This is a genomic window from Enterobacter cloacae complex sp. IR5401, from assembly GCF_049238425.1.
Taxonomy (GTDB): Bacteria; Pseudomonadota; Gammaproteobacteria; order Enterobacterales; family Enterobacteriaceae; genus Enterobacter; species Enterobacter hormaechei_C.
In genome coordinates this window covers 241,822-268,067 of sequence record NZ_JBMKHN010000005.1, presented here as the reverse complement: position 1 = coordinate 268,067, position 26,246 = coordinate 241,822, and the positions used below count along the sequence as shown (strand labels likewise).

Annotated in this window: 26 protein-coding genes, 2 tRNA genes and 1 pseudogene; 6 read left to right on the top strand and 23 right to left on the bottom strand. The window is 55.9% G+C overall.

Features of this window, described 5'->3' with window-relative positions; all coding sequences use genetic code 11:
- Nucleotides 1-15: 15 nt before the first annotated feature.
- From hpaB to hpaG, 9 genes are all read right to left on the bottom strand, one after another.
- Nucleotides 16-1,578 (bottom strand): 4-hydroxyphenylacetate 3-monooxygenase, oxygenase component, encoded by a 1,563-nt coding sequence (hpaB, locus tag ACOTX1_RS10300; RefSeq protein WP_023315337.1) that lies wholly within the window; start codon nucleotides 1,576-1,578, stop codon nucleotides 16-18.
- Between the two features lie 171 nt (nucleotides 1,579-1,749).
- The gene (gene hpaA / locus ACOTX1_RS10295) at nucleotides 1,750-2,676 is read right to left on the bottom strand and encodes a 4-hydroxyphenylacetate catabolism regulatory protein HpaA (protein ID WP_263522038.1); all 927 of its coding nucleotides are present in this window, start codon (nucleotides 2,674-2,676) and stop codon (nucleotides 1,750-1,752) included.
- A 9-nt stretch (nucleotides 2,677-2,685) separates the two neighbouring features.
- Nucleotides 2,686-4,029 (bottom strand): 4-hydroxyphenylacetate permease, encoded by a 1,344-nt coding sequence (hpaX, locus tag ACOTX1_RS10290; protein WP_003856603.1) that lies wholly within the window; start codon nucleotides 4,027-4,029, stop codon nucleotides 2,686-2,688.
- 21 nt (nucleotides 4,030-4,050) lie between these two features.
- A complete protein-coding gene (gene hpaI / locus ACOTX1_RS10285; protein WP_023315339.1) occupies nucleotides 4,051-4,845 on the bottom strand; it encodes a 4-hydroxy-2-oxoheptanedioate aldolase in 795 nt (264 codons plus the stop codon).
- A gap of 10 nt (nucleotides 4,846-4,855) precedes the next feature.
- Nucleotides 4,856-5,659, bottom strand: a complete 804-nt coding sequence (hpaH, locus tag ACOTX1_RS10280) for a 2-oxo-hept-4-ene-1,7-dioate hydratase (protein WP_003856601.1) — start codon at nucleotides 5,657-5,659, stop codon at nucleotides 4,856-4,858.
- Between the two features lie 65 nt (nucleotides 5,660-5,724).
- Complete coding sequence (locus ACOTX1_RS10275; RefSeq protein ID WP_003856599.1) at nucleotides 5,725-6,105, bottom strand: 5-carboxymethyl-2-hydroxymuconate Delta-isomerase; 381 nt, start codon at nucleotides 6,103-6,105, stop codon at nucleotides 5,725-5,727.
- A gap of 9 nt (nucleotides 6,106-6,114) precedes the next feature.
- Nucleotides 6,115-6,966 (bottom strand): 3,4-dihydroxyphenylacetate 2,3-dioxygenase, encoded by an 852-nt coding sequence (gene hpaD / locus ACOTX1_RS10270; protein WP_003856598.1) that lies wholly within the window; start codon nucleotides 6,964-6,966, stop codon nucleotides 6,115-6,117.
- A gap of 2 nt (nucleotides 6,967-6,968) precedes the next feature.
- Nucleotides 6,969-8,435, bottom strand: a complete 1,467-nt coding sequence (gene hpaE, locus ACOTX1_RS10265) for a 5-carboxymethyl-2-hydroxymuconate semialdehyde dehydrogenase (RefSeq protein ID WP_023315340.1) — start codon at nucleotides 8,433-8,435, stop codon at nucleotides 6,969-6,971.
- Nucleotides 8,432-9,709, bottom strand: a complete 1,278-nt coding sequence (hpaG, locus tag ACOTX1_RS10260) for a 4-hydroxyphenylacetate degradation bifunctional isomerase/decarboxylase (RefSeq protein WP_023315341.1) — start codon at nucleotides 9,707-9,709, stop codon at nucleotides 8,432-8,434. The genes hpaE and hpaG overlap by 4 nt, the downstream gene beginning before the upstream one ends.
- A 268-nt stretch (nucleotides 9,710-9,977) precedes the next feature.
- Here hpaG and hpaR point away from each other — a divergent pair, with 268 nt between their 5' ends.
- Together hpaR and tsr are read left to right on the top strand one after the other, a co-directional pair.
- A complete protein-coding gene (gene hpaR, locus ACOTX1_RS10255; RefSeq protein ID WP_023315342.1) occupies nucleotides 9,978-10,418 on the top strand; it encodes a homoprotocatechuate degradation operon regulator HpaR in 441 nt (146 codons plus the stop codon).
- An 83-nt stretch (nucleotides 10,419-10,501) separates the two neighbouring features.
- The gene (gene tsr, locus ACOTX1_RS10250) at nucleotides 10,502-12,166 is read left to right on the top strand and encodes a methyl-accepting chemotaxis protein (RefSeq protein ID WP_003856589.1); all 1,665 of its coding nucleotides are present in this window, start codon (nucleotides 10,502-10,504) and stop codon (nucleotides 12,164-12,166) included.
- 92 nt (nucleotides 12,167-12,258) lie between these two features.
- Here the strand turns inward: tsr and ACOTX1_RS10245 are convergent.
- The 9 genes and pseudogenes from ACOTX1_RS10245 to ACOTX1_RS10205 form a co-directional block, all read right to left on the bottom strand.
- Nucleotides 12,259-12,767, bottom strand: a pseudogene (locus ACOTX1_RS10245) (GNAT family N-acetyltransferase).
- Nucleotides 12,767-15,058, bottom strand: a complete 2,292-nt coding sequence (gene opgB, locus ACOTX1_RS10240) for a phosphatidylglycerol--membrane-oligosaccharide glycerophosphotransferase (RefSeq protein WP_023315345.1) — start codon at nucleotides 15,056-15,058, stop codon at nucleotides 12,767-12,769. The pseudogene ACOTX1_RS10245 and the gene opgB overlap by 1 nt, the downstream one beginning before the upstream one ends.
- A gap of 271 nt (nucleotides 15,059-15,329) precedes the next feature.
- Nucleotides 15,330-15,812: a DUF2501 domain-containing protein gene (locus ACOTX1_RS10235; protein WP_023315346.1), complete on the bottom strand. Its 483-nt coding sequence runs from the start codon at nucleotides 15,810-15,812 to the stop codon at nucleotides 15,330-15,332.
- Between the two features lie 84 nt (nucleotides 15,813-15,896).
- Nucleotides 15,897-16,634: a DNA replication protein DnaC gene (gene dnaC / locus ACOTX1_RS10230; protein ID WP_003856580.1), complete on the bottom strand. Its 738-nt coding sequence runs from the start codon at nucleotides 16,632-16,634 to the stop codon at nucleotides 15,897-15,899.
- Nucleotides 16,631-17,176, bottom strand: coding sequence for a primosomal protein DnaT (gene dnaT / locus ACOTX1_RS10225; protein ID WP_003856579.1), 546 nt, complete (start codon nucleotides 17,174-17,176; stop codon nucleotides 16,631-16,633). The genes dnaC and dnaT overlap by 4 nt, the downstream gene beginning before the upstream one ends.
- Before the next feature lie 124 nt (nucleotides 17,177-17,300).
- Entirely contained in the window at nucleotides 17,301-17,729 is a 429-nt protein-coding gene (locus ACOTX1_RS10220; RefSeq protein ID WP_003856578.1) for an organic hydroperoxide resistance protein, read from the bottom strand.
- Nucleotides 17,730-17,812: 83 nt separating this feature from the next.
- Entirely contained in the window at nucleotides 17,813-18,265 is a 453-nt protein-coding gene (locus ACOTX1_RS10215; RefSeq protein WP_032608457.1) for a MarR family winged helix-turn-helix transcriptional regulator, read from the bottom strand.
- Nucleotides 18,266-18,309: 44 nt separating this feature from the next.
- Nucleotides 18,310-18,783 carry a threonine/serine exporter gene (locus ACOTX1_RS10210; RefSeq protein WP_003856576.1) on the bottom strand — a complete coding sequence of 158 codons (474 nt, stop codon included), beginning with the start codon at nucleotides 18,781-18,783 and terminating at the stop codon, nucleotides 18,310-18,312.
- Entirely contained in the window at nucleotides 18,774-19,550 is a 777-nt protein-coding gene (locus tag ACOTX1_RS10205; protein WP_023315347.1) for a threonine/serine ThrE exporter family protein, read from the bottom strand. The genes ACOTX1_RS10210 and ACOTX1_RS10205 overlap by 10 nt, the downstream gene beginning before the upstream one ends.
- A gap of 390 nt (nucleotides 19,551-19,940) precedes the next feature.
- Between ACOTX1_RS10205 and ACOTX1_RS10200 the strand changes: the two genes are divergently transcribed.
- Nucleotides 19,941-20,678 (top strand): helix-turn-helix transcriptional regulator, encoded by a 738-nt coding sequence (locus tag ACOTX1_RS10200; RefSeq protein ID WP_003856574.1) that lies wholly within the window; start codon nucleotides 19,941-19,943, stop codon nucleotides 20,676-20,678.
- Nucleotides 20,675-21,307, top strand: a complete 633-nt coding sequence (gene bglJ, locus ACOTX1_RS10195) for a DNA-binding transcriptional activator BglJ (protein ID WP_003856573.1) — start codon at nucleotides 20,675-20,677, stop codon at nucleotides 21,305-21,307. Before ACOTX1_RS10200 ends, bglJ begins: the two co-directional genes overlap by 4 nt.
- A 37-nt stretch (nucleotides 21,308-21,344) precedes the next feature.
- Here the strand turns inward: bglJ and ACOTX1_RS10190 are convergent, their stop codons facing one another.
- Nucleotides 21,345-21,803 (bottom strand): YbaK/EbsC family protein, encoded by a 459-nt coding sequence (locus ACOTX1_RS10190; protein WP_003856572.1) that lies wholly within the window; start codon nucleotides 21,801-21,803, stop codon nucleotides 21,345-21,347.
- A gap of 328 nt (nucleotides 21,804-22,131) precedes the next feature.
- Between ACOTX1_RS10190 and ACOTX1_RS10185 the strand changes: the two genes are divergently transcribed.
- Nucleotides 22,132-23,478, top strand: a complete 1,347-nt coding sequence (locus tag ACOTX1_RS10185) for a PTS sugar transporter subunit IIC (RefSeq protein WP_023315348.1) — start codon at nucleotides 22,132-22,134, stop codon at nucleotides 23,476-23,478.
- A gap of 77 nt (nucleotides 23,479-23,555) precedes the next feature.
- Here ACOTX1_RS10185 and fhuF read toward each other — a convergent pair whose 3' ends face one another.
- Together fhuF and ACOTX1_RS10175 are read right to left on the bottom strand one after the other, a co-directional pair.
- Nucleotides 23,556-24,344 carry a siderophore-iron reductase FhuF gene (gene fhuF / locus ACOTX1_RS10180; RefSeq protein ID WP_003856570.1) on the bottom strand — a complete coding sequence of 263 codons (789 nt, stop codon included), beginning with the start codon at nucleotides 24,342-24,344 and terminating at the stop codon, nucleotides 23,556-23,558.
- Between the two features lie 95 nt (nucleotides 24,345-24,439).
- Nucleotides 24,440-25,504, bottom strand: a complete 1,065-nt coding sequence (locus ACOTX1_RS10175; protein WP_003856569.1) for a GGDEF domain-containing protein — start codon at nucleotides 25,502-25,504, stop codon at nucleotides 24,440-24,442.
- A 216-nt stretch (nucleotides 25,505-25,720) separates the two neighbouring features.
- Here ACOTX1_RS10175 and ACOTX1_RS10170 point away from each other — a divergent pair, with 216 nt between their 5' ends.
- Nucleotides 25,721-25,990 (top strand): DUF1435 domain-containing protein, encoded by a 270-nt coding sequence (locus ACOTX1_RS10170; protein ID WP_032628028.1) that lies wholly within the window; start codon nucleotides 25,721-25,723, stop codon nucleotides 25,988-25,990.
- A gap of 42 nt (nucleotides 25,991-26,032) precedes the next feature.
- On the opposite strand, the gene ACOTX1_RS10165 is transcribed toward ACOTX1_RS10170, so the two are convergent.
- Nucleotides 26,033-26,119, bottom strand: a tRNA-Leu gene (locus ACOTX1_RS10165).
- A 32-nt stretch (nucleotides 26,120-26,151) separates the two neighbouring features.
- Nucleotides 26,152-26,237: transfer RNA gene (locus ACOTX1_RS10160), tRNA-Leu, on the bottom strand.
- Nucleotides 26,238-26,246 lie beyond the last annotated feature (9 nt).

Below are 26,246 nucleotides of genomic sequence, written 5' to 3'. Positions count from 1 at the left end.
AAACCTCCCGCTGCGTTATTTCAGCAGCTTATCCAGCATGTTGATATCAGTGTTGTTGTGCAGGTGCGGTACGGTCCAGCCGTGCTGGTCGTACTCGGACATGCAGCGGTCAACCATCGCCATCATCTTGTCCATGTTGCCGGAGCTTTGCGCCTGACGCAGGCATTGCAGGCGGATCTCATCCTGGCTACCGGAGTAGTTGATTTCGTACAGCTCGTGACGTCCGCCAAACTCGCTGCCGATGGCATCCCACATCAGTTTCAGAATCTTGATGCGTTCGACATGATCCATCCCGTTGGAGCCGCGCACGTACTTCGCCAGATACTGGTCGATCTGCGGGTTGTTCAGGTCCCGCGCGCTGGACGGCAGGTAGATCAGCCCGGAGGTCACGTTACGTTCGATGATGTTCTTGATCTTCGCATAGGCCATTGGCGCCATCACGCGGTAGGTCTGTAACGCCGCGTGGTCAGGCAGATACGCGCCGTTTACCCACGGCGTGGCTTCGGAGCACATGGAGTCGCTCAGCGCCCAGAACATGTTGCGCCACGCCACCACTTCGCCGAGATCCGCCTGCACGCCGCGGAACTCGAGGGTGCCGGTACACTCCAGCGACTTCTTCAGCAGAGCGGTGATGAAGTCGAGCTTCACAGCCAGACGCACGCAGGCCTGAAGCGGGTACATGCGGGCGAAGCCACCTTCCATCGTCCAGCGACGGCAGCGGTCGAAATCGCGGTAGATCAGCACGTTTTCCCACGGGATCAGCACATGATCCATCACCAGAATGGCGTCGTTCTCGTCAAAACGGCTGGAGAGCGGGTAGTCGTACGGGGAACCGGTCACCCCTGCCACCATCTCGTAAGAGGCGCGGGAGATCAGCTTCACCCCTTCGGCATCCATCGGCGCGACGAACATCAGCGCGAAGTCCGGGTTTTCGCCCATCACCTGCGCAGAGCCGAAGCCGATCATGTTGTAATGGGTCAGGGCGGAGTTGGTGGCCACCACTTTCGCGCCGCTGACGATGATCCCGGCGTCGGTCTCTTTCTCCAGCTTGATGTAAACGTCTTTCACCTCGTCTGCCGGTTTATGGCGGTCGATCGGCGGGTTGACGATGGCGTGGTTAAAGTACAGGCCGGTTTCCTGAATACGTGTGTACCAGTTGCGGGCGTTCTGCTCGAACTGACCGTAGAAGGCAGGGTTCGCCCCCAGCGCGCAGCCGAACGCGGCTTTGTAGTCAGGCGTACGCCCCATCCAGCCGTAGCTCAGGCGCGACCACTCGGCGATGGCGTCACGCTGCTGGCGCAGATCGTCGGCGCTTTTTGCCACGCGGAAGAATTTATGGGTGTAGCCGCCGCTGCCGGTGTCCGTGCCCCAGCAGAGGGTATCCTGCATGTCTGGCTTGTGCAGGGCATCGTACATCTGGGCGATGGACGCCGCCGCATTGCGAAATGCCGGGTGGGTAGTGACGTCCTTAACGCGCTCGCCGTAGATATAAATCTCACGGCCATCTTGCAGGCTTTTTAAATACTCTTCACCGGTTAACGGACGTTTGGCATCAGCGCGGAAATCTTCAGGCTTCATAGGGACCTCGTATCGGAAGATGGTTGTTAAATTTATGTTTTGTTTTTGTTGTTTAATTGAAGCGTGAGAGGGGCGGAACGTGAAGGGACGATTGGGACAACGGCAGGTACTTTTCGCGAGAGATCACAGAGTGTGATTTCCCTCACCCTCTCCCTCTGGGAGAGGGGACGGTTACTCCCTCTGGGAGAGGGCAGGGGTGAGGGGAACAGGCGATACCGGTACTTTCTGCGCCCGGTACGCGCTGGGTGAGCACCCCGTCAGTCGGTTAAAAAAACGGGCGAAATAGGCCGGATCTTTAAAACCCAGCTGCCAGGCAATTTCGCTCACTGTGCTGTCGGAAAACAGCAGCAGGCGTCTGGCTTCCCGCAGCTGGCGGTCGAAGATCAGCCGTTTCGGCGAGCGGTTGGCGAAGCGGCGACAGATATCGGTCAGGCGGGATTCGGTGAGATGCAGTTCGCTGGCGTATTCCGGCACCGTCCAGTGCTCGTGGTAATGAGCATCTGTCAGCTGGTTAAAGCGCTGAAACAGCTTCAGCTCACCTCGCATGCCGCCTGACGCGTGGTCGTCGAGCTTCGCGTTGCGCAGCAGCAGGGTAAAAACGGCCTGCGCCAGCAGGACCAGCGTATGCTCGCGACCGGGCAGCTGTTCCGTGGATTCCCGGGCAATCAGCTGCCAGTAGTGCTTCAGCGCCGCCAGCTCATCAGGCTTGTCGGCAAGCGACAGGCAGATCCCCGGCAGGCCGAACGCTTCCCGCGTACCGGGGTAGAGTATTTCTAACAGCGGCCAGATGAGATCCTCGCGCACCGTCAGCACGTGGCCGTCGCTGTCGGATTCGGTGATAAACGCATGCGGTACCGACGGCGGCGTCAGCACAAACAGCGGCGCCTGCACCGAGTAACGGTGGTCGTCGAGCTGGAGCTCAATCTGCCCGGTGTCGAGAAAATGCATCTGAAAATACTGGTCGTGGCGGTGCGCCTGCATGTCGCGGCCAAAAAAGGCCGCCATGCGGGCGAACGACTGGTAGTGCACATCGTCGGTGCCCAGACTTTCGTCGTACTCCTTGCTGATATCGATGTTGGTGATGGGGCTCTGACACATAGCGGCTCCTCAGTGGATCTTTTGCGCCGCGATGTCCGGCTCACGCTCAAGGCTTTCCCGGCGCGTCATCGGAATGCGCGTCAGCACCAGCGCGCCCACCACCAGCAGACCTGCCACGAACCACAGTCCCGAGCTGAAGCTGCCGGTCGCGTCGCGCAAAATACCTATCAGCAATGGGCTGACGGCAGACCCGACGTTGCCGATGGCGTTGATCACCGCCAGCGCCACCGCGCGGGATTGCAGGCTAATAACCTGATCCGGCGTGGTCCAGAATATCGCCATGGCGGTAAACGATCCGGTTGAGGCCATGATGATGCCAAGCAGCTGGATCAGACTGTGATCGGTCGCCGAGGCCAGCATCCATCCCGCCGCTGCAAACAGATACGGCAGGATGGTGTGCTTTTTTCGCTCTTTCAGCCTGTCGGAGCGGCGGCTCCACCAGATCATCCCGAGGATGGTGCAAAACTGCGGGATCGCCGCCAGCAGGCCAATCACGATATTGCTGCTGCCGGTGTTGAAGCTTTGCAGGATCTGCGGCGTCCAGATGTTGATCGCGCTCAGCGTATTCGTCAGGCAGAAGTAGGCCAGCGTGTAGAGCAGCACGGCGGGCGTCAGCACCTCGCGCAGCGTCGATCGCGGCGTGGCGGCATGCGCAATGGCCAGCTCCTGCTCGCGGGCGATCATCGTTTTGAGTGCTTGCTTTTCGTCATCATCCAGCCAGGTGGCCTGATCCGGGGTGTCGTTAAGGTAGAACCAGGTCACCACGCCGAGCACCACCGACGGCAGCCCCTCCAGCAGGAACAGCCACTGCCAGCCCTTAAGGTTCCACAGTCCGTCCATCGCCAGAATGTACCCGGAGAGGATCGAACCGAGCATCATGGTCACCGGCATGGCGATCATAAACAGCGCGTTGGCGCGGGCGCGGTGATACGCCGGGAACCACCAGGTGAGATAGACCAGAATGCCCGGCAGGAAACCGGCTTCGGCAATGCCCACCAGCATGCGCAGGACGTAGAGCGTTTCGGGGCTGGTGGCGAACATGGTGCAGGTAGAGGCGATGCCCCACACCACCATGATCCCGGCGATCCAGCGGCGGGCGCCGATCTTCGCCAGCATGATGTTGCTGGGGATCCCGCACAGCACGTAGGTCACATAAAACAGGGTCGCGGCCAGGCCAAACATGGTCGACGTGAGGCCCAGATCTTTGCCCATCGTCAGCCCGGCAAAGCCGATGTTGATGCGATCGAGAAACGAGAAGACAAACAGGATAAAAAGAAACACGATCAAACGACGGAACAGCTTATTAATAACGCGATGTTCAACAGCTTTATTATGCAGGGTTGAGGTCGTCATGTTGCGCTCCACATCGTACGTTTAGTAGACGGATTTATTGTTATCAACTGCTGTGGTGACGTCGGTAAAGCGGGCCGCCAGCGCTTCGGCGCTGCGGGCGAGCAGGGTGGTATCCACGCCGACCGCGACAAACAGCGCGCCGAGTTCAAGATAACGTTTTGCCAGTTGCTCGTTCGCCATCAGGATGCCGGGCGCTTTGCCCGCGCTGAGGATTTGGGCGATCGCCTGCTCTATGGCGGCCTGCACCTCCGGGTGCTGCGGATTACCGGCGAAGCCCATGTCGGCGCTCAGATCCGCAGGGCCGATAAACACGCCGTCCACCCCTTCCACGTCCAGGATCTGCGGCAGGTTTTTCAGCGCCTCGCGAGTTTCGATTTGCACCAGCACGCACATGGCGTCGTTAGCCTGATGCAGATACTCCGGGATGCGGTTCCAGCGCGACGCCCGCGCCAGCGCGCTGCCGACGCCGCGAATGCCGGCAGGCGGGTAGCGGGTGGCGCTGACAGCCAGACGGGCTTCGTCGGCGTTTTGCACCATCGGCACCAGCAGGGTTTGCGCCCCCACGTCCAGCAGCTGCTTGATCTGCACCGGATCGTTCCACGACGGGCGCACCACCGGCTGGCTGGGATAAGGGGCGATGGCCTGGAGCTGAGTCAGGATGGTTTGCACGCTGTTCGGCGCGTGCTCTCCGTCGATCAGCAGCCAGTCAAAACCGGCCCCGGCCAGTACCTCAGCGCTGTAGCTGCTGGTCAGCCCCAGCCATAACCCGATTTGCGGACGGCCCGCCTTCAGCGCCGCTTTGAATGCGTTTTGCATGGTCATCTCCTTACACAAAGCGGCAGCTGATGGAGCCCATGTTGCCGTAGTCGACGTGGAAGGTGTCGCCTCTGCTGGCGGCAACCGGGCGGGTAAACGAGCCGCCGAGGATGATTTGCCCTGGCTCAAGCTGCACGTCGTATGGCGCGAGTTTGTTCGCCAGCCATGCCACGCCGTTCGCCGGGTGGTTAAGCACGCCTGCGGCGACCCCGGTCTCTTCGATCACGCCGTTGCGGTAAAGCAGGGCGGAGATCCAGCGCAGATCCAGCTCGTCGGGTTTAATCGGGCGGCCGCCGAGGATCACGCCCGCGTTGGCGGCGTTATCGGAGATGGTGTCGAACACCTTGCGCGGGCGCTGGGTTTCCGGGTCAACGTTATGGCAGCGGGCGTCGATCAGCTCCAGGGCGGGGATGATGTAATCCGTGGCGTTGTAGACGTCGAAGATCGTGCAGTTCGGGCCGCGCAGCGGTTTTGCCAGCACGAAGGCCAGCTCCACTTCGATGCGCGGGACGATAAAGCGATCCACGGGGATGTCGCTGCCGTCGTGGAAGAACATATCGTCCAGCAGCGCGCCGTAGTCCGGCTCGCTGATCTGCGAGCTGGCCTGCATCGCTTTGGAGGTAAGGCCGATCTTGTGGCCTTTCAGCACGCGGCCTTCGGCAATTTTCAGGCTCACCCATTCGCGCTGGACGGCGTAGGCGTCTTCAATGGTGATCTCCGGGTACTCCAGCGAGATCGCGCGGATCTGCTCCCGGGATTGTTCCGCCTGATGCAGACGGTGGGCGATCAGGGTATGGGTGTGTTTGTCGAGCATGGCGATATCCTGTTTTTATTTGTTTTCTCCCTCTCCCTGTGGGAGAGGGGACAGACCGTGCGGTGTTATTTAAACAACGCGTGCACGTTGTTTTGCTTGTAATTAAGCGTCGGGTGCAGCTCGTCCAGCTCGAACGAGAGCGCCAGATATCGGCCCGCCATTAGCTCTGCGAAGTGCGTTTTGATCAGCGCAAACAGCATTTCACCGACCTCTTCCCGGCTTTCCAGGCTGCGCCCCGCGCCGATCTTCAGCGTCATATGCACAAAGGCGTAATCGTGCTTACCGTCGGCCATCTGCCAGGTATCCAGCCAGTGGGCGCGGCTGCGGATGCCCCCGAGCGGGAAGATCCCCGTGGCGGCGAGCGCCTCGTTCACTTTGGCGAACAGACCCGGCAGGTCGGCCTGCTCGCGGATGTTGTTGGTACATTCAGCAATAAAGTGCGGCATAACGACTCCTTAGGCGGGCAGCGGGAAAACGGCGTTGACCTGGCCGGTGCCGGAGCTGGCGAACAGCTCGGTGAGAAACTCCACCTTACCGTCGTATTTGTCCCAGCCGAGCATCCCCAGCAGCATCACCGTGTCGTGCATGTTGCCCTCGCCGTAGCAGTAGTCGGCGTACTCCGGCAGCATGCTGCAAAACTCCTTGAACTGCCCCTCGCGCCACAGCTTCACCACGCGCTCGTCCATCTGGCGATCAAACTCGCGGGTGTAGCTGTTCATCCCTTCCTCCGCGCGCTGGTCGTCGATAAAGCGGTGCGACAGCGAGCCGCTGGCGAGCACCGCCACGGTGCCGTCGTATTTTTCGATGGCGCTGATGATGGCCTCGCCCAGCCTGCGGCTGTCGGCGAAGTCGTGAACCGTGCAGAACGCCGAGATGGAGACCACTTTGAAGTGCTTATCCGCGTTCATGTAGCGCATCGGCACCAGCGTGCCGTACTCCAGCTTGAGGCTCGGGATGTTGTGCGCCTTGGCGCGAACGCCAAGCTTCACCGCTTCGTCGGCAATCAGCTGGCCGAGTTCCGGGTTGCCGTCGTAGTCGTAGGTCATGTCGCGAATAAAATGCGGCAGCTCGTTGCTGGTGTAGACGCCTGAGAAATGGTCCGCGCAGTTGATGTGATACGCGCTGTTCACCAGCCAGTGGGTGTCGAAGACGATAATGGTATCCACGCCCAGCTCGCGGCAGCGCTTGCTGATCTCTTTATGCCCATCGATGGCGCCCTGGCGGCAGCCGTGGTTTTTGCCCGGCAGTTCAGAGAGATACATTGACGGCACGTGGGTGATTTTTGCCGCTAACGCTAATTTTCCCATGATCAGATCCCCCACTTTGGAATCGGATGGTCGCCCATGGAGATGCACACGTTCTTCATCTCCGCGAAGACCTCGAAGCTGTACTCGCCGCCTTCGCGCCCGGTGCCGGAGGCCTTCACGCCGCCAAACGGCTGGCGCAGGTCGCGCACGTTCTGGGTGTTGACGAACACCATGCCCGCTTCGATGTTGCGCGCCAGACGCAGCACTTTGCTGACGTCCTGGGTCCAGATGTACGACGCCAGGCCATACTCCACGTCGTTCGCCAGGCGCAGGCCTTCCGCTTCGTCCTTAAACGGCAGCAGGCAGGCCACCGGCCCGAAGATCTCTTCCTGCGCCACGCGCATGCGGTTATCGACATCCGCCAGCACGGTCGGGCGCAGGAAGTTGCCGCCTTCCAGGTGCGCAGGCAGATCGGTCGGTTTGTCCGGGCCGCCCGCCAGCAGGGTTGCCCCCTCTTCAATGCCGAGGCGGATATAGCCGGAGACTTTTTCCCAGTGCTGCTGGCTGATGAGCGCGCCAATCTGGGTGTTCGGATCGGTCGGGTCGCCCACGCGCAGGCGGTTGGCGCGCTCGGCAAAGCGTTTGACGAACTCCGGGTAGATGCTCTGCTGGATGAAGATGCGCGAGCCGGCGGTGCAGCGTTCGCCGTTGATGGAGAAGATGGTGAACAGGGCGGCGTCCAGCGCGCGCTCGATGTCCGCGTCTTCAAAAATCAGCACCGGAGATTTGCCGCCCAGTTCCATAGAATACTTCTTCAGCCCGGCGTTTTTCATGATGTTACGCCCGGTGGCGGTGCCGCCGGTGAAGGAGACGGCGCGCACGTCATGATGACGCACCAGCGCGTCGCCCGCCGTGGCGCCATAGCCCTGCACCACGTTGAGCACGCCCGCCGGAATGCCCGCTTCGAGGGCCAGCTCGCCCAGACGGTCGGCGGTCAGCGGGGAGAGTTCAGACATCTTCAGCACCGCGGTGTTACCCAGCGCGAGACAGGGCGCGACCTTCCAGGTGGCGGTCATAAACGGCACGTTCCACGGCGACACCAGCGCGCAGACACCCACCGGCTGCACCAGGGTGTAGTTGAGCATCTTGTCGTCGACCGGGTAGGTTTTGCCGTTCATCTGCTGGCACACCTCGGCGAAGAACTCGAAGTTGTGCGAGGCGCGCGGAATGAGCACGTTTTTGGTCTGGTGGATCGGCAGGCCGGTGTCGGCGGTCTCCATCGCGGCAATGTCCGGCACGTTCTGGTCAATCAGATCCCCCAGGCGACGCATCAGGCGCGCACGCTCCTTCATCGGCAGGTTGGCCCATTTCGGGAACGCCTCTTTGGCGGCGGCAACGGCCTGATGGATTTCGGCTTCGCCCCCGGAGGCTACTTCAGCCAGCACCTCGCCGGAGGCCGGGTTAGTGGTTTGGAAGTACTCACTTCCGGCGACGTTTTTTCCGTTGATCCAGTGGTTAATCTTTTTCATTTTGCAGTCTCCTCACTGACAATTCGGTTTACCAGACGGCCTACGCCTTCCACTTCCACCACCACTTCATCGCCCGGTACCACGTCGGATAGCCCCTTCGGCGTGCCGGTGGCAATCATGTCGCCCGGTTGCAGGGTCATGAAATCGCTCAGATACGCAATCAGGAATGGGATGCTGAAAATGAGATCGGCGGTGGTGCCTTCCTGACGCAGTTCACCGTTAACGTAGGTGCGAAGACGAAGGTTGTGCGGGTCAGGGATGGCTTCTTTTGGTACCACGTTCGGGCTGATGGGGGTCAGCCCGTCGCGGCTTTTCACCCGCAGGTTTGGGCGATAGTAGTTTTCGAGATAATCGCGGATGGCGTAGTCGTTGCACACCGTGTAGCCCGCAACATAGTCCATCGCCTCGGCTTCGCTGACCTTACGCGCGGTTTTACCGATGACCACCACCAGCTCGGCTTCGTAATGCATGTATTCAATGTTGTTTGGGCGCACCGAGGTCTGGTTGTCGTCATTAAAGGTGTTCGGCGCTTTGATAAACACCAGCGGCTCGGTAGGCGGTTTGAAGTCCAGCTCGCTGGCGTGATCGGCGTAGTTCAGGCCGAGTGCGAACAGCGTGGCGTGCGGCGGCGTGCGCGAAGCAATGGTAACGTCGCGTTCCACTACCACCGGGTTTTCCAGCGGCGGAAATCCCTCTGCCAGAATGCGTACCCGATCGCCCGGGCGAATTTCGACACGGCTTTGTGGGGTACCGAGCAATATCGCATCGCCGGGGTTCAGGGTGGCAAATTCGCTCAGCGCGCTCAGCAGTTCGGCGGCGTTGCGGTGCAGATCGGCCGTGTTCCAGTGGTCCGCTTCGCGACCGTTGATCTCGGTGATGATGGTCAGGTTGTCCACGTTATCAACGGCGACAGGTTCGCCGAGCGGGCAAAATCCATCCCGACATTTGGCCTTGATCGCCGGACGGTAGAAGCTCTCTTCCGGCAGGCTGATTTCGTTGGCCAGCGCGTAGCCAGCGATGTACGCCGCCGCCTCTTCAACGCGGACTTTGCTGGCGGTTTTGCCCACCACCAGCGCCACCGTTGCGCCGCTTAACACGGTTTCTCCCTGTGGGAAGGGAATCGGCTCGCCTGCGCGAATAACGGTGTTATGTGGCTTGATAAACCACACCGCCGTTTTTGGCGGCGCGTTATAGGGGGCTTTTTCAAACGCCTCAGCCCAGGCTGCACGCTGGCTTTGGTGGTTTAGCGCTACGGCAAAAACAGTACCTTTCATTCCCATACTCCTCAAACCGGCTGTCCGGTTTTGATTTCATTAATATGTTAATGATCTGGTTTTATGCTTTTGCTGTTCGTTTCGCAATCAGAAGTGAATAATTTGTGATATGAATAACAATAAATTTACATAAATGAGTTAATTATCTTTTAATTCAATGGATTAAAAAAATTGCGTTGTTTCTGTTAGACTTTTTGGGTTACAACGTGTTGTCTATAAAAGCATCTGTTTTAAATTGTTTACTTGTTAATGATGTAAGGGGAAGGTGATGCATGACTCATTAACCATCGCGCTGTTGCAGGCGCGTGAAGCGGCGATGGGCTACTTCCGCCCGATAGTGAAGCGGCATAATCTGACCGAGCAGCAGTGGCGTATCGTCCGCGTGCTGGCCGAGCATCCCTCCATGGATTTTCACGATCTGGCGTTCCGCACCTGCATTTTGCGCCCAAGCCTGACCGGCATTCTGACGCGGATGGAGCGCGACGGTCTGGTGCTGCGCTTAAAGCCGGTGAATGACCAGCGCAAGCTGTACGTATCGCTGACGAAAGAAGGCAACGCGCTGTACCAGCGTGCTCAGGCTCAGGTGGAAGAGGCGTACCAGCAGATTGAGGCGGAATATACCGCGGAGAAGATGACGCAGCTCACGGCGCTGCTGGAAGAATTTATTGAACTTGGAAACCGACATATTGCCGCGCGGGACGAAGAGTAAAAACCCTAAATTCCAGGATGATTTTCGTAAAGTTTTCCCTTTCCAGGCCGAAAATTCTGTATCTGTCTGAGGAAAGAGAAAACATGTTAAATCGTATCAAGATTGTCACCAGCTTACTGCTGGTTTTAGCGATATTTGGCCTTTTACAACTCACATCCGGTGGTCTTTTCTTCAATGCCCTGAAGCATGACAAAGAGAATTTCACCATCCTGCAAACCATTCGCCAGCAACAATCCACCCTGAACGGTAGCTGGGTGGCGCTGCTGCAAACCCGTAACACTCTGAACCGCGCGGGTATCCGCTATATGATGGATCAGAACAATATCGGTAGCGGCTCAACCGTCGCCGAGCTGATGCAAATTGCCTCTGCGTCTCTGAAACAGGCGGAAAAAAACTGGGCGGATTACGAAGCGCTGCCGCGCGACCCGCGTCAGAGCGACGCTGCGGCACTGGAAATCAAACGTAATTACGATATCTACCACGGCGCGCTGGCCGAGCTGATCCAGCTGCTGGGGGCGGGCAAGATCAATGAGTTCTTCGACCAGCCGACCCAGAGCTATCAGGATGGCTTTGAGAAGCAGTACGTCACCTATCTGCAACAGAACGACGCGCTGTATCAGACCGCGGTTGAAGACAGCAACAGTTCTTACCGCCAGGCTATCTGGGTGCTGATTAGCGTGCTGGCTGCGGTGCTGGTGGTGATTGTTGCCGTCTGGCTGGGTATTCGTCAGGCGCTGATTTCGCCGCTGAACCGTCTGATTGACAGCATTCGTCATATCGCCAGCGGCGACCTGGTGAAGCGCATCGACGTGGAAGGCTCCAACGAGATGGGGGAACTGGCTGACTCCCTGCGCCACATGCAGGGCGAGCTGGTGCGTACCGTGGGTGACGTGCGTAACGGCGCAAATGCCATTTACAGCGGTGCGAGCGAAATCTCGATGGGCAATAACGATCTCTCATCCCGTACCGAACAGCAGGCTGCCTCTCTGGAAGAGACCGCCGCCAGCATGGAACAGCTGACTGCCACCGTGAAGCAGAACGCCGAGAACGCCCGTCAGGCGAGCAACCTGGCCCTGAGCGCGTCTGAAACCGCGCAGAAAGGCGGCAAGGTGGTGGATAACGTGGTGCAGACCATGCGCGATATCGCCGGCAGTTCGCAGAAAATCGCCGATATCATCAGCGTGATCGACGGGATTGCCTTCCAGACCAATATTCTGGCGCTGAACGCGGCGGTAGAAGCGGCGCGTGCGGGCGAGCAGGGCCGCGGCTTTGCGGTGGTTGCAGGTGAAGTCCGAAACCTGGCGCAGCGCAGCGCCCAGGCGGCCCGTGAGATCAAGAGTCTGATTGAAGACTCCGTGGGGCGCGTGGAAATTGGTTCAACGCTGGTGGAAAGCGCGGGTGAAACCATGGGTGAGATCGTGAATGCGGTAACGCGCGTGACGGACATCATGGGCGAAATCGCGTCTGCGTCTGACGAGCAGAGCCGCGGTATCGACCAGGTTGGGCTGGCGGTGGCTGAGATGGATCGCGTGACCCAGCAGAACGCCTCGCTGGTGGAAGAGTCTGCGGCGGCGGCCGCGGCACTGGAAGAGCAGGCGAGCCGTCTGACGCAGGCTGTTGCGGTGTTCCGTATTCAGCAGGAACAGATGAAGGCGCGCGAGTTCGCCTCCGCGAAAAGCGTTGCCGCTCCGGTAGTGGCGCGTAAACCGGCGACCGCAGATGCGGGCGATAACTGGGAAACGTTCTGACGCTGTGCGTTTTGCCGGGTGGCGGCTGCGCCTTACCCGGCCTGCGGAAATGGGTTTTGTAGGCCCGGTAAGCGCAACGCCACCGGGCGATCTTACAGAGGCAGGCGCATGGCGCAGCGGGAACCATATGCTAAACCGTGCGCCGTCTCTTCCTCGCGTTTCTGGCGCAGTTCCGGCGTCAGCGTCGTCAGCATTTCAAACCCTAATCGCCTGTAGAAGGGCGCATTCCACGGGACATCACGAAACGTCGTTAACGTCAGCGAGTTCAGCCCCAGACTGCGGGCATGCGCGGCGGCACGGGCGATTAACTGGCGTCCGAGACCTCGTCCCTGCCAGTCCAGGTGAACCGACAGTTCCACAATAAACAGCGACGATGGATGAGCTTCGGCGAGAATAAAGCCCACAGGCCTGTCGTCAGCCAGCGCCAGCCAGCTTAATCCGCGTCCGGCGTAACCGAGGTGATCTTCAACACAAATAACCTCATTGTCTGCCAGCCAGGCCAGCTCAGGAACGTCGCGAAACCGCTGCCCGCCGCACGTTCGATGGCGGGCAGGGCAGCGACGTCGTCGATGCGCGTCGGGCGAAGGGTGAACGCCGTCATCAGCCAGCGCTGCTCACAATTTTAATCTCCACCATGCCGATCCCCAGCTTGCGCGGAGCGTGACCGAGAATATTCCCTTCGTTAGTGGACTGCGGATCGGGCGGCACAATGACCAGCGTATTGCTGCGCGTTGGGTTATCGAAGTGCAGCGTGCTGGTGGTGACATCATTGCTCAGCGTCAGCGTCTGTTCTTTATCGCCGACGCGCACCGGTATAGGGCGATTCGCGTTGGGACCAAATGCCCTGGCGGTGATCACCAGATCGAATTTCTCCGGCAGCGGATGGGTATATTCAATTTTCACCTCATCGCCTAACTGGGCGTTAGACCAGCGCCCCCATGATTCCGGCCGCGAAATACCGCTGAACTGCTTCACCTCTTCCGGCGCGCCGGCAACATTAAAGATGAAGCTGTCTGCTTTATAACGAATGTCGTTGTCGACGATTTTCAGCAGGTCAACGTTGCGCTGATAGCGTGCGGTATCAATAACCGTATCTTTAAACGCGGTTTTTCCCTGCCACTGCGGTTTGTCAACGTGTTGCACGGTCTGCTCGCCGCCGAGTTGCCCCTGAGAGACGCACCAGTCGGTGGACAGCGACAGCTGTTGCGACCAGAGCTGGCCCATTTTGTAGCATTTGTCGACCCAGACGAAATTATCGCGCGGGGCGAATTCCGCCAGCTGGAAGCGCAGTGGCGCGGAGTATTCGCTTTCCGGCAGCGGCTCGACGCGGTTATCCGACACGCGCAGCAGCAGTGGCAGGCGGAAATGGCTGCCGGAGAACGCGATCATTTTTTTATCCTGATCGATGGTGAAGTCTTTTATCTCTTTCGGGAAGTTCCACAGACGAATGATATCCGGCTTCCAGGCGAGGATTTTTTCCTTCATGTTGAGGAAGATTTCCGACAGGGACTGGCCCGACAGCGTACTGCGGCCCAGTCCAATGAAGTTATCGCCACCCAGAATATCCAGCACGGTAGCGCCGTTATCCATCGAGTTACGTTTAGCGGCAATGATCTCCTGCTGCGGTTTATCGCCGCGCAGCACAAAGAACAGGTTGCTGCGATCCAGCTTATTCAGCTCATCCCAGGCGCTGTTTTTCATCGCCAGATGGTCAGATGAGACGACGATGACCGTATTTTTGAAATACGGCGACGCTTTGATTTTTTCGATTAACGCCGCGATATGCTCCTGGCTACAGGTCACGGCGCTGAACGACTTGTTGTTTTTACCGTCAATGTCGTAGCCCTGACGTTTACAGGTGCGTGAGACAAAACCATCCGGATGATGCGTGTCGACGGTCAACGCAAACAGCGAGAAGCGTTTACCGGCGCGGGAAAGCTCCTCGAATTTCTTCCAGGTTTCATCCAGAACGGTATCGTCGTAAAAGCCCCAGTCGTTGCGGTAGGCCGGATCGGCCACCGTGGTTTTCAGCTCTTCGGAACCATACAAGTGATCGAAACCGTGGGATTTCAGGAACACATCTTTCCCGGCAAAGCGCAGGTTAGCGCCCTGCATAAAGTAGTTTTCATAGCCCGAGTTTTTCAGGATATCGCCGAGGCAAATGTTCTGCGGGAAGAAGCTCGACATTGAGGCGGAAGCGTTGCCTTCAAACGGAGCGAACAGCGGAATGCCGCACTGGGAGGCCACCATCCCGGCGATGGTGTAATCCGTGCCAGAGAGCTGCATGGTGTGGCTGAAGTCGAGGCCCTGGTTTTTCAGCGCGCCAAGCTCTGGCGTCAGGTTCGGGAAAGCATCGGTATCAAAATAGGTGCGCTCCAGACTTTCGCCGTAGATATAGACCAGGTTGAGTCTGGGATTGTCGATCTTCTTCGAGGGTTCTTTGTAATAGGCCGCAAAGTCCGGGTCGCCATCGCGCGACTGGGATTTTACCAGCTCGGTAATTTGATGGAATGCGGGGCTGGCATCCACGGAGGCCAGCGCCAGGCACAGCGCCAGCAGGCTGTAGCCATGATGATGCGGACGGTGACGGCGACGGCGCAGAACCCAGGCCAGCGCGGCGAAGATGCCCACCAGGGCGACCACCAGCCCCAGACCCGGAAGGATATACTTACCTACACCAGCGCCGGTCAGGCTGTTGGTCAACGTGTAGAGCACCGCGTCGTTAATACCGTCGCCGGTAAAATAATCGCTGGCATATAACGTAATGTTTAAAACAATAAAAATGCCGAGCACCACCAGGGTGGCCACAAACCACCAGGTGTGACGACCGGCTTTCCAGGCATAAACGCCGATGGAAGCCAGGAAAAGGACAAGGGACATTAACTCTGACAACAGCAGATCCTCATCATGCCGGACGCTTAGCCGGCTAATTGCTTATTTTTTGGGTAATACAATGTAATTGCGATGTCGCTTAGCTGCAATTTTAGTGTCACGAAAGTGTGCTGTTGTTAGGATTTGGTTTATAAAATCGGATTTTTGAATACAGTCGCATCGTGGTATACGGAGGCTGAGGTGGTGGCAGGGGATAAAAAAACGCCCTTCACGCCGCGGTGTAAGACTAACGTAATAAACCCGGCGTGTTGTGGCAGAAAATGGGAGACGATCAGGAGAGGAAATTAACGCCTTGTTTCAGCACCAGATCGCAGGCTTTCGTTTTCACCTGTTTCGCCAGAGATGAATTTCCAAGGGTGCTGAGGTTCAGCTGCTGGCCATTTTGCGCGTTCAGCAGGCCCTGAATACCGTCCATATAGTTGGTGTCCGCTTTCTGCTCCTGGGTGTCCAGACCCAGTTTACCCAGCACCTGGTTTTTGATGTTTTCGGTATCGGTGACGGAAGCCAGTTTCTGCTTCGCGCAGTATTCCAGAATGCCCGCCGCATTGTTCATCGTTCCGGCGCTCAGGCTTTGGGAGCTGTTACTCAGCAGGCCGGTGAGGGACGAGGCTGACAGCCCGCCCTGGGAAGAGCCGCTCTCTTTGGTTAACTCACTTGCTGCGCTGGAGAGCGACTCCTGCCATGATGCGGCCTGCGCTGCGCCAGTCACCAGCAGGGTGCCAGTAAGGATGCTGATAAGAAACTGTTTTTTCATAATGATTTACTCAACAAGGTCCGTTTTGGGCCAGAAGTGGGTTCAGTATATACCTCTGCTCTTCCGGCGCTCCCTGGAAATATCTTAATACTCTTTGCCGGTGACGCGGCTGCGGTAGCTGTCCCAGTCGAAGATGACGTACAGGCTGTTACCCAGCTTCATGCGATCCATCACCCGCTCGCCAAGAAGTCGGGTCATCTCGTCGATATTGTGGTTCGTCAGCATACCTGTTGGGCGTTTTGACGACGAACGGCGATCGACAATCTGGTTGATGATCACTTTTTCGTAGCGGGACTCCGTCTGGACGCCGATCTCGTCGATGACCAGCAAATCCACATTACTTAAATCATTCAGCAGCTGTTCTTCGCTGGTTTCGCGGTTGCTGAAGGTGTCCTTCATGGCGGACATAATATCGGCCACGGTGATAATCAGCACTGACTTCCCGCGCAGCAGCAGCTCGTTGCAGATAGCGGCCGCAAGGTGATTTTTCCCCGTGCCGGGTTTTCCGCTAAAGATGAAGCTGGCAATGTTGCCGTCAAATTCATCCACATACTGGCGCGCCTGGTTAAGGGCGTTCATCTGCCCCTGCGACTCGACCTTATAATTCTCGAAGGAGCAGTTCTGGTGCAGAGGGCGAATGCCAGAGCGGTTAAAGGTGCGCTGCATTTTCATCGCGCGGTTTTCGCGGGCGAGGGCAGCCGCGCGAATTTTACCCTGCTCTTTTTGCCACGCCAGCAGCTCTTCACCGGTGGTGAAGGCGGGCTTCACGTTGGCGGGCATCATCTTCTGCAAACGTTTCATCAGGTCGCCGACGTTTTTCATTTCGCACCTCGGAATCCATCAGGGATTTTTTTGTCCGGTTCTGAAAAGGCATTGATATCACGTTTTGGCTGGCCATTGTTGCTGGCGCGGTTGATTTGCAGACTGCGCGCGAACTTTTGCTGCCACTGAACATGGTGGAAGACTTTTCCTTCAGCCTGCCAGTAAGCGGTAAAGGCCGCCAGCTCTTCTGGCGTCGCGGGCTGCGCGAGGGCTATTCCCCATAAGGCCGCCTGCCGCTGAAAATCGGCGTCCGGCTGCCAACCGGCGTACATGGGAAATTTCCCCATTGGAACGGCCACCGGAGCGCTGGCGGGTTCGTCAAAAAACTGATTATCCAGCATGACATCGCTCGCCGGGCGCGACAGCTTCGCTTCAATTTCCAGAAGCTGCGCCAGACGTTCCGGCGTGACCGCATAAAACGCCGGGGCGTTGTCGGCAAATACCGCGAGCGTGCCGCCTTCGGCGTGCGTCAACACACCGCGAGGATCGCGCATAAAGGCATCAATGCCAGCAATGCTGGTGGTCAGGATTCTGGAGGACATAACACTTTCTCAACTGATTACTACGGGCGTGATTGAGGGTTATGGTAGCACAGAGAGAGGAGAGGAAAGGAGAGGATTTCCCCGGCGGCGTTACGCTTACCGGGGCTAAAATCACAGGAGCTGATTACGCGATGATGTTCAGCGTCACGTCGATATTGCCGCGCGTCGCGTTAGAGTACGGACAGACAATATGCGCCGCATCCACCAGTTTTTTGGCTTCTGCTGCGTCCATCCCTTCAACGTGGATGTTCAGCTTCGCTTCGATACCAAAACCGGTTGGCAGCGGGCCAATCCCCACTTCACCTTCAATAAAGGCATCTTTTGGCAGAGCGAATTTGTCGCGTGCCGCAACGAACTTCATTGCGCCCAGGAAGCAGGCGGAGTAGCCCGCAGCGAACAGCTGTTCAGGGTTGGTTACTTCACCCCCCATGCCACCCATCTCTTTGGGGACACCCAGTTTGACATCCAGAACGCCATCGGAAGACGTTGCGCGGCCATCACGGCCTCCGGTTGCTTTGGCTTTGGCAGTGTAAACAACTTTTTCTAAAGACATGGCAGGTTCCTCATCTTACGTTTTATGCACTATTAAATAGCGCGCGATGTATTAAGTTAAAATCAGGCGCGTAAAGTATAGCCTTACGCGCGATGAAGCTGTTGGCGCAAAAGTTCGAGCTGGTGCTTGAGCGCCAGCATGGTGTCGGTATCACACTGCGCTGCACAGCCCACGGCGTGGGGTATCGTCACGGCCTGCTGTTGCAGCGCCCGACCCGCGTCGCTCAGGGTGACGGCGACCTGACGCTCATCCTGACGGGAACGCTGGCGGAAGATTAATCCTGCACTTTCCAGGCGTTTCAGCAGGGGCGTCAGCGTGGCGGAATCCAGGAACAGCCGCTCGCCAATGTCTGATACCGTAATATCATCCTGCTCCCACAGCACCAGCATCACCAGGTATTGCGGGTAGGTCAGGTTAAGCGGCGCCAGCAGTTGCCGGTAGAGCTTGTTAAGCGCCAGATTTGCCGAATAGAGGGCAAAACAGAGCTGGTTATCCAGCAGAAGCGCGTTAGTGGTGTCGTTCATTTTTGCATCCATGAAATGAATATAGATAGTGCGCGATACAATTGCAAGCTATTTTATTATACGCGTGGACGTTTGCGGTAAAGCCATAAGCCGGGGATCGACAGGCCGATGGAGAGCGCGCCCACAATCGACGAGGCTTTAAGGAAGTTGCTCAGAAGCAGGATCATCTGCGGTTCGCTGTAGCCAAAGTGGCTGATTTTGACGGCGGAAATCATCGCCGTATAGGCTGAAATACCCGGGAACATAGGAATGACTGCCGCCACGGTGAACACCTTCGGATGCGCCAGATACCAGCGGGACCACTGAATACCGATGCTGCCGACCAGCATGGAGGCGATAAACGTCGACCATTCGATATTAAAGCCCGCGGTCATCATGATCATACGTGACCCGTGGCCAATGGCACCCAGCAGCGCACACCAGGGTAATGCACGTTGCGGGACGTTAAACACCATCGCAAAGCCAACGGCGGGAAGGGCTGCCAGGAGCATGTCCTGCGCCAGTGCGAGCAGAAAATCGATCACGCCCATCCGCGTAACCCCCAGAGTGTCATGGCCATTACCACCCCGATACAGGTCGCCAGCGTCAGCAGGCTGGCTATCGCCCAGCGTGCCAGACCGGTGTTGATGTGGCCTTTGAACATATCAGCGACGGCATTGATTAAGGGAAAACCCGGCACCAGCAGCAATACGCTGGCGGCCATCGCAACAGTAGGCGTGTTGGCGAAGTAAGGCTGGCGCAAAAGCAGGCCGGATACGGTTGTCGCCACAAATGCCGTGATGCAGAAGTTAATTTGCGGATGCAGTTGCCTGTGCGTCAACAACTGGCGGACATACATCGCGATGCTGCTGGCAAAGAAGGTCACGACTGCGCCGTCCCATCCGCCCGCGTTGAGCTTGCAGAAGCAGGCGCAGGAGAGTCCCACCATCAGCACAACCAGCCAGCGTGGATACCGGAGAGGTTTGATCTGGTTGAAGCGTTTCTCTATTTCCCGCAGATCGAGCAGCCTGTGTTCAGCAAGGATCACAATGTGCTGCACTTCCGTCACGACGTGCATGTTAATGCCGCGGTCATGATTTTTACGAGTGGAGGTGAGGCACTGTCCGTCTTTAATGGTGGTCAGTACAATGGCATTTGACGAGATGGAGCTCTCAACGCTGTCCATCCCCAGCGCCAGACCAAGGCGTGTGGAAAGTTCTTCGACGAGGGCGCTTTCTGCCCCGTGTTGTAAAAGAAAAAGTCCGCACTGAATACATAGCCGCGTGGTAGCACGTTGCGTAGACCGATCTGCCTGCATGAAACGCCCTGAAGAGAAGAGAGATTGCTTACTTTTAACACAAAGGGCAGGGCCCTTTGCGCTGGGCCAGATCAACATTTGTGCGATCAGTTGCGTGTCCAGCATGGCGAAGAGGCCGTATCTTTATTTATTTAATGAATATGTGACGAGAATTTATAAAAAAAATATATTAAGTATTTCTAATTTCATATTTTCGATCTTTTCACACAACCAGAATTAAATTCTTGTAGTCTTTATGCGATATTAAGACTGTATTGGGCGTTTCATAACCCATGTGACATTTCTTCTGGTTTACGAATATTAAGCCGTTTTGTACTAAGGAATACAAACGTGTTTAACCTCGTAGGGTTAGTTCGTTCTTAAATAATGAATTCATGACATGGAGGGTCTATGTTGCCATTGAATGGTAAACACGGAGTTGTGATTAGCAGAGTGCCGGTTATGCAAAATGGGTTAGGTGGCGTCATGTCGCGTCATTTTCCCGATTTTGAGATAACGTACTGCCGTTCGATGCAGGAGTTGACGCTACTTCAGTTGCGTCGCGCCGGGGTCGTTATTGCCGATATTTCGGGTGAGTATCGTAATCCTCGCGGCACGCTTGAGCAGTATTATGGATTAATGAATCAGTATCGGGATATTCACTGGATATTCCTTGTCTCGCGTCCTCTTTATCCGCTTGCAGTAGAGCTTCTTATGCGTCCGGAAAGCACGCTGCTTTCAGATATGGAGCCTATTGAAGGCGTCATTAACGCTATTCGCGCGGGCAGTGAACGTGCCGAGCGAATAAGCCAGACGTTATTAATACCGGAAACGCCCGATATTGAAGAGGAGAGTGAGCAAATGATTGCACTCACTCACTCTGAACGCAAGGTGTTGCGTTTACTCGGTAAAGGTTGGGGAATCAACCAAATTGCCACACTACTGAATAAAAGTAATAAAACGATCAGCGCACAGAAAAACAGTGCAATGCGTCGCTTATCACTTCGCAGTAATGCCGATATGTACGCGTGGATAAGCAGTACCCAGGGAATGCGAGAACTCAGTTTAATGTCGGCTTATGGAGAGTTTGAGGAATGGAAAAGACCACTGCAACAAGACATATCGCCGTCATCGAAAGCTGCTCAATGAGCGCTGTGGGGTTGAAGCATCTCTTTGCGATGCCCAGCCTGAGCCATTACCAGGTGCACCTGTTTAGCAGATTCGCCAGCTTTAAAGCGGCGCTCTCGGATATCTCATTCTATGCGGTTATCTATTCACTGTCTGATGAGCGTGAGGAGCGGAGAAACTGTCTTGCCTGTTTACGGGATCTCACCTTCACCCACAGCGACGTCCAGCGTATTGTGCTGGCCTCTGACGAAATGGAGGCGAGGCTGGTCAGCCATCTTTCGCCTTCTCGCTTGCATGGAATCATCAGTAAATCGGTTCCGCTAAAGCAGCTAATGGAGGGCCTGAAGACATTACTCAGCGAAACGCATCAGGTGAACGACAACATGTACAATCACTGGTGTGTTAGCAATCGTATGTTAAGCCCAACCGAGAGGGCGATTCTGCGTTATATGTCATCGGGTTTTTCGATCCCTGAAATTGCAGCACAGCTTGAACGCAATATTAAAACTATCCGGGCGCATAAGTTTAACGCCATGGTAAAGCTGGGCGTCAATTCTGACGTGGGATTACTGGATGCGGCGGATATCCTGGCGCATCTCCCTGCCCGGGAAGTTCGTCGTTCCGCTCTCACCGTTCCTTCATTCTCTTAGCGTTAAATGATGCGCCAGAGTGCTTCTGGCGCATCGTTCAAATGCACACATCCACCCATTTTGCTGCGGTCAGTTCCGCCATTCTGTCGGGCGATATACGCACCGCACTGTGGATGGCGCCCGCTGCGGGTAACACTTCCGCGTATTGTTTTAATGTGATGTCACAGTAAACAGAAAGCGGGTTTTCCAGTCCGAAAGGGCAGACGCCGCCAACAGGATGACCTGTCAGGGTGACTACCTCATCGCTGCTGAGCATGCGGGCTTTTGCGCCGAATGTCTCTTTAAGCTTTTTGTTATCCAGACGCGCATCGCCTTTTGCAACCACCAGAATCACGTCATTTTTAATTTTTAGTGACAGCGTTTTGGCAATTTGGCCGGGTTCAACGTTGTGCGCGGCAGCAGCAAGGGCAACAGTCGCTGTGCTTTGGTTAAGCTCAATGATCTCTATATCCGGAGCGTGTTCGGCAAAAAACTGTTGTACAGACTGCAAACTCATTGATTCCTCCTGACAAATATCCTGCGTAATCTGTCATAAGAATTTAGTCGCTGTAAATATCCCTTAAGTAACAAATATCCGTCAGGGGCGATTTCTGGATCGCCTTCACATTCACAGAAACCGGTTACAGTAACCGGTTGCAGAGCGTGATGCACAGATTAATACTGAGTGTGTAACTTCCCCTGTATCTAATAATAAGAGCTAATTATGAAACCATTCCGTTTGAGCAGTACCGCAGGTACACGATCCGGCAAGGTTGTGACGCTGATGTATGGAACAACGTGTGACGTGAGAACGTCCGAAACGAACGTATGACAGGAGATCTGCTATGTCTGCCAACCATGCTGCATTTAATCTGATTTTCCGCTTCGTTGAAAATTATGTTAGCCCTATTGCCGGGCGCATCTCTTCCCAGCGTCACGTTATGGCTATTCGTGACGGGTTTATCTCAGCGATGCCGTTTATGATTGTGGGCTCGTTTCTGTTAGTGTTCGCTTACCCACCTTTTTCGCCTGATACCACCTGGGGTTTTGCTCGCGCCTGGCTGGATATGGCGAAGCAGTTTGAAGGCCAAATTCTGACGCCGTTTGATATGACAATGGGGGTGATGTCCCTTTATATCTGTGCGGCTATTGCCTACAACCTGGGCAAACATTACGTTAAAACCCATCAGCTGGATCCGTTCATGTGCGCGATGCTGTCGCTGATGGCGTTCCTGCTGGTCGCCGCCCCTAAAACCAAAGGCGCTTTGCCGGTCGATAGCCTGGGAGGGACCGGTATTTTCACCGCGATTCTGGTGGCGATCTATTGCGTTGAGATGATGCGTTTCCTGAAAGCACACAATATCGGGATCCGCCTGCCAGACCAGGTTCCGCCGATGATCAAAAACTCGTTTGATCTGCTTATCCCGGTGCTGGTGGTGGTGCTGACGCTCTATCCGCTGAGTCTGCTGATCCAGTCGCAGGTCGGTATGCTGATCCCACAGGCCATCATGTCGATATTCAAACCGCTGGTCTCTGCGGCTGACTCGCTGCCTGCGATCCTGCTGGCGGTGCTGATTGGCCACCTGCTGTGGTTTGCCGGGATCCACGGCGCGGCGATTGTCTCCGGGATGCTGCAAATGTTCTGGCTGACGAACCTGGGGGCGAACCAGACCGCGCTGGCGGCAAGCCAGCCTTTGCCACACATCTTTATGGAAGCCTTCTGGACGTTCTTTATCGTTATCGGCGGATCGGGGGCGACGATGGGTCTGGTGTTCTGCTATCTGCGTAGCCGCTCCGCGCACCTGCGCTCTATTGGACGTCTGAGCGTGGTGCCCAGCATTTTCAATATTAATGAGCCGGTAATTTTCGGTACGCCGATTGTGATGAACCCGGTGTTCTTTATTCCTTTCCTGCTGGCGCCGATGGTTAATGCCGTGCTGGCATGGGCAGCGATGAAGTTTGATCTGATTGGCCGCGTGATTTCCGTCGTGCCGTGGACGGCACCGGCTCCGGTTGGTGCCGCCTGGGCGCTGGGCTGGGATTTCCGTGCAGCCATTCTGGTGCTGGTTTTGGCCTGCGTTTCCGCGATTATCTATTTCCCGTTCTTCAAGGTGTACGAGAAACAGTTGCTTCAGCAGGAAGCGGAAGAAGCACAGCGTAATGGAGAAGAGGAAAATGAGCAGGTCGCTTAGGTAAAAGCAAAACGGCAACGCAGGTTGCCGTTTTTAGTGTTTGTTCTCTCTCACTGCGGGTATCAGGCCGGGCCAGACTACTTAAGCGTGCAATCGCCGCACTGCTGGACGTCCGGCAGACGGTAGCGCTGACAGCAGGTACGACGTACCAGAAGTCCCTCACGCGGAACCACGGTGCGGTAAAGAGGGTTATCCCGTCCATCCGATAGCTGTCTGGCAAAGAAACAGCTCTGACGCAGTGCATCCACTTTCTCGTCGCCGAGCAGCGGCTTCATTTCCGTTAAATACCAGTGGATAAGATACCCGGTATTACTCCAGATCAGTTTGCCGTTAATCTCTCCCGTCGCTTCCAGCGCATCAATGACCGGAACCAGCGCTCTTGTAATCAGCCGTTCCATACGCGCCTGCGCTGACAGGTGTCTCGCGCTCGGATCTTCATGTACATCAATCCAGAAACAGGCAGCGCGCCCGGTTTCATGAAATTCAACATGGAAATGTTCCGACGAGAGATCGAGCATCGTTTCCTGGGTCAGCAGGGCTAGCATGACGGGCGGCACCATCAGCCCGATATACCACTGTGCCCAGAGGGATAACAGCGGTTTATTTTCCCGCGTCAGGGTAGGTTGGTTACGATAAATATGGTCGGAATAGGTTGCCAGCAGCGACCGCAGCTCGGCAGGACGTTGCCACTCAGTCAGCGTCAGCGCATGATGCGGCGGTGCTTCATCCAGTTTGATGAAATCCAGCAGATGAGCGCGCGTTACGGCAATTTTTTCCCGAATGGCATCCGCAAGCGTCGTTTCCCCGGCGGAGAGTGGAGCTCGCCAGAGCAGGGGCTCAACGATGTGTGCGGTACGAGTCGCCATAGTGTGGATTACAAATCTAAATGATAATGATTGCTAATCCTAACTATAGATAAAACCAAGCGCAAGCGTTTTATCCTGGCGCTGTGAAGGCGGTTTCAGGCAGTATGAAGCTCTTCGCTCAGCAGAATGCTGTTACGTCCCATATGCTTGGCTTCATAGAGGGCTTTATCCGCTTTCGCCAGCGCGCCCTCAACGTCTTCACCTTCGAACATGGCGATGCCGATGCTGATGGTCACGTTAGTGGCGACGCTTTCGTTAAACATATGGGGGATTTTAAGATCGTAAACCTTCTGACGTATGCGTTCAGCCGTCTGGCGCGCTTGCTCCAGCGGGATGTTACTCAACAGCACCATAAATTCTTCCCCGCCAAACCGGGCGACAACATCGCGTGAGCGCACGGCGTCGCGTATCGCAGCCGAGACCCTGATCAAGGCCTGATCGCCCATCATATGGCCGTAATGGTCGTTGTAGGCTTTGAAGTGGTCGATATCCATCAGCAGCACGAAGTGCTCGCCAGCGTCAGGCCTGGGAAGGTTCTCCAGCCGGCTTTGCAGCCCGCGACGGTTATACAGGCCGGTGAGCGGGTCCATCATGCTAAGATCGGTCAGGGTTTCGCGCTCCTCCAGCAGTTCGGAAAGCAGCTCCTGGGCGAAACGGTCATTGCGCCGCTGAAGAACATGATGGATACCAATGGCGACCACCGGCAGCGCGAAAAAATAGGCCATTCTCAGCCAGTTTTCGGACGGGCTAAGCCACAGGCAGGATATAAAGGCGGGAAATGAATGTAACGTAAAGGCTTTAATATTACTCGCGAACGCCAGAGACCCTATAAAAAGCACTGTTAATAGCGCCATCATTAAATAGGTCGCGTGATCGTGCGTGATTAACAGAAATTTAGAGACGATCTGCCAGGCCCATAAAAGACCAAAAATAGCTGAAACAACAGGGATATTTATTTTTCGCGTGCTGTTTTTCCAGTGCCAGATAAGTAAGCCTGTGCTGATAGTCAGTACGGCAAAGAGCGGGACTGATAACACACGCACGGAATAGAGAGGATTTGTTACCGAGAACAATGCTGATGCGGCGTTCAGAAATAAAAACAAACGTAAAGATAGCTGATATTTCTTGTTGACTAAAGACAGCCAGGATTGTGATGTCATATGCGTGCGTTTTTATTAAAACTCAATTAAAACAATGAGCAAGGTGTTGTTGTGTAATATTGGTCGCTACAAAATTGAATTTTTATTATCAGAAAAACTTTATCGGAAGTTAACAGGTGGGCAATTTATCACCTTACACATTCTCTGTCATTATGGGAAAGCAATTGCTGGCGCAATTTCTTACGTCGCCTGCTGACAAGTGATAATTACTATCATATGATACTGGTTATCATTATCAGTGCGAGAGGTGAAACCATGTTGAGCAAAGCGCTGGGAAGTGGGTGGGGAATATTACTGCCTGGTTCCATTATCGGTGGGCTGATGTTTACCGATCTCCCCATTGATGTCTGGAAAGCAATGATTGTTTCAGGCTTGCTGGTGACATCCGCGATGATCTGGCACAAACAGTTACGGCATTATGTCCTGCTGCCTTCATGCGTGGCGCTAATCAGTGGACTGCTGGTGATTCTGATGAGTTTGAAATAAAAGGGAAAAAGAAGAGGCACTGCTGAGAGGATGTAAGATAATTGGTGCGAGGGGGGGGACTTGAACCCCCACGTCCGTAAGGACACTAACACCTGAAGCTAGCGCGTCTACCAATTCCGCCACCTTCGCACAGTCATCTTACTGGTTTGATATCGCCTCGTTGGTGCGAGGGGGGGGACTCGAACCCCCACATCCTAAGGACACTAACACCTGAAGCTAGCGCGTCTACCAATTCCGCCACCTTCGCCCAGTGCGA

Coding starts and splice junctions, on each gene's coding strand:
- hpaR (WP_023315342.1), top strand. CDS start 9,978: ATGCATGACTCATTAACCATCGCGCTGTTGCAGGCGCGTGAAGCGGCG.
- ACOTX1_RS10185 (WP_023315348.1), top strand. CDS start 22,132: ATGTCTGCCAACCATGCTGCATTTAATCTGATTTTCCGCTTCGTTGAA.
- ACOTX1_RS10210 (WP_003856576.1), bottom strand. CDS start 18,783: ATGGGCGTGATCGATTTTCTGCTCGCACTGGCGCAGGACATGCTCCTG.
- tsr (WP_003856589.1), top strand. CDS start 10,502: ATGTTAAATCGTATCAAGATTGTCACCAGCTTACTGCTGGTTTTAGCG.
- hpaH (WP_003856601.1), bottom strand. CDS start 5,659: ATGCTCGACAAACACACCCATACCCTGATCGCCCACCGTCTGCATCAG.
- ACOTX1_RS10175 (WP_003856569.1), bottom strand. CDS start 25,504: ATGACATCACAATCCTGGCTGTCTTTAGTCAACAAGAAATATCAGCTA.
- ACOTX1_RS10205 (WP_023315347.1), bottom strand. CDS start 19,550: ATGCAGGCAGATCGGTCTACGCAACGTGCTACCACGCGGCTATGTATT.
- hpaX (WP_003856603.1), bottom strand. CDS start 4,029: ATGACGACCTCAACCCTGCATAATAAAGCTGTTGAACATCGCGTTATT.
- hpaI (WP_023315339.1), bottom strand. CDS start 4,845: ATGCAAAACGCATTCAAAGCGGCGCTGAAGGCGGGCCGTCCGCAAATC.
- hpaA (WP_263522038.1), bottom strand. CDS start 2,676: ATGTGTCAGAGCCCCATCACCAACATCGATATCAGCAAGGAGTACGAC.
- ACOTX1_RS10235 (WP_023315346.1), bottom strand. CDS start 15,812: ATGAAAAAACAGTTTCTTATCAGCATCCTTACTGGCACCCTGCTGGTG.
- bglJ (WP_003856573.1), top strand. CDS start 20,675: ATGAGCGCTGTGGGGTTGAAGCATCTCTTTGCGATGCCCAGCCTGAGC.
- ACOTX1_RS10190 (WP_003856572.1), bottom strand. CDS start 21,803: ATGAGTTTGCAGTCTGTACAACAGTTTTTTGCCGAACACGCTCCGGAT.
- ACOTX1_RS10170 (WP_032628028.1), top strand. CDS start 25,721: ATGATACTGGTTATCATTATCAGTGCGAGAGGTGAAACCATGTTGAGC.
- hpaB (WP_023315337.1), bottom strand. CDS start 1,578: ATGAAGCCTGAAGATTTCCGCGCTGATGCCAAACGTCCGTTAACCGGT.
- hpaE (WP_023315340.1), bottom strand. CDS start 8,435: ATGAAAAAGATTAACCACTGGATCAACGGAAAAAACGTCGCCGGAAGT.
- dnaC (WP_003856580.1), bottom strand. CDS start 16,634: ATGAAAAACGTCGGCGACCTGATGAAACGTTTGCAGAAGATGATGCCC.
- ACOTX1_RS10215 (WP_032608457.1), bottom strand. CDS start 18,265: ATGGATGCAAAAATGAACGACACCACTAACGCGCTTCTGCTGGATAAC.
- ACOTX1_RS10200 (WP_003856574.1), top strand. CDS start 19,941: ATGTTGCCATTGAATGGTAAACACGGAGTTGTGATTAGCAGAGTGCCG.
- hpaD (WP_003856598.1), bottom strand. CDS start 6,966: ATGGGAAAATTAGCGTTAGCGGCAAAAATCACCCACGTGCCGTCAATG.
- hpaG (WP_023315341.1), bottom strand. CDS start 9,709: ATGAAAGGTACTGTTTTTGCCGTAGCGCTAAACCACCAAAGCCAGCGT.
- ACOTX1_RS10275 (WP_003856599.1), bottom strand. CDS start 6,105: ATGCCGCACTTTATTGCTGAATGTACCAACAACATCCGCGAGCAGGCC.
- fhuF (WP_003856570.1), bottom strand. CDS start 24,344: ATGGCGACTCGTACCGCACACATCGTTGAGCCCCTGCTCTGGCGAGCT.
- ACOTX1_RS10220 (WP_003856578.1), bottom strand. CDS start 17,729: ATGTCTTTAGAAAAAGTTGTTTACACTGCCAAAGCCAAAGCAACCGGA.
- dnaT (WP_003856579.1), bottom strand. CDS start 17,176: ATGTCCTCCAGAATCCTGACCACCAGCATTGCTGGCATTGATGCCTTT.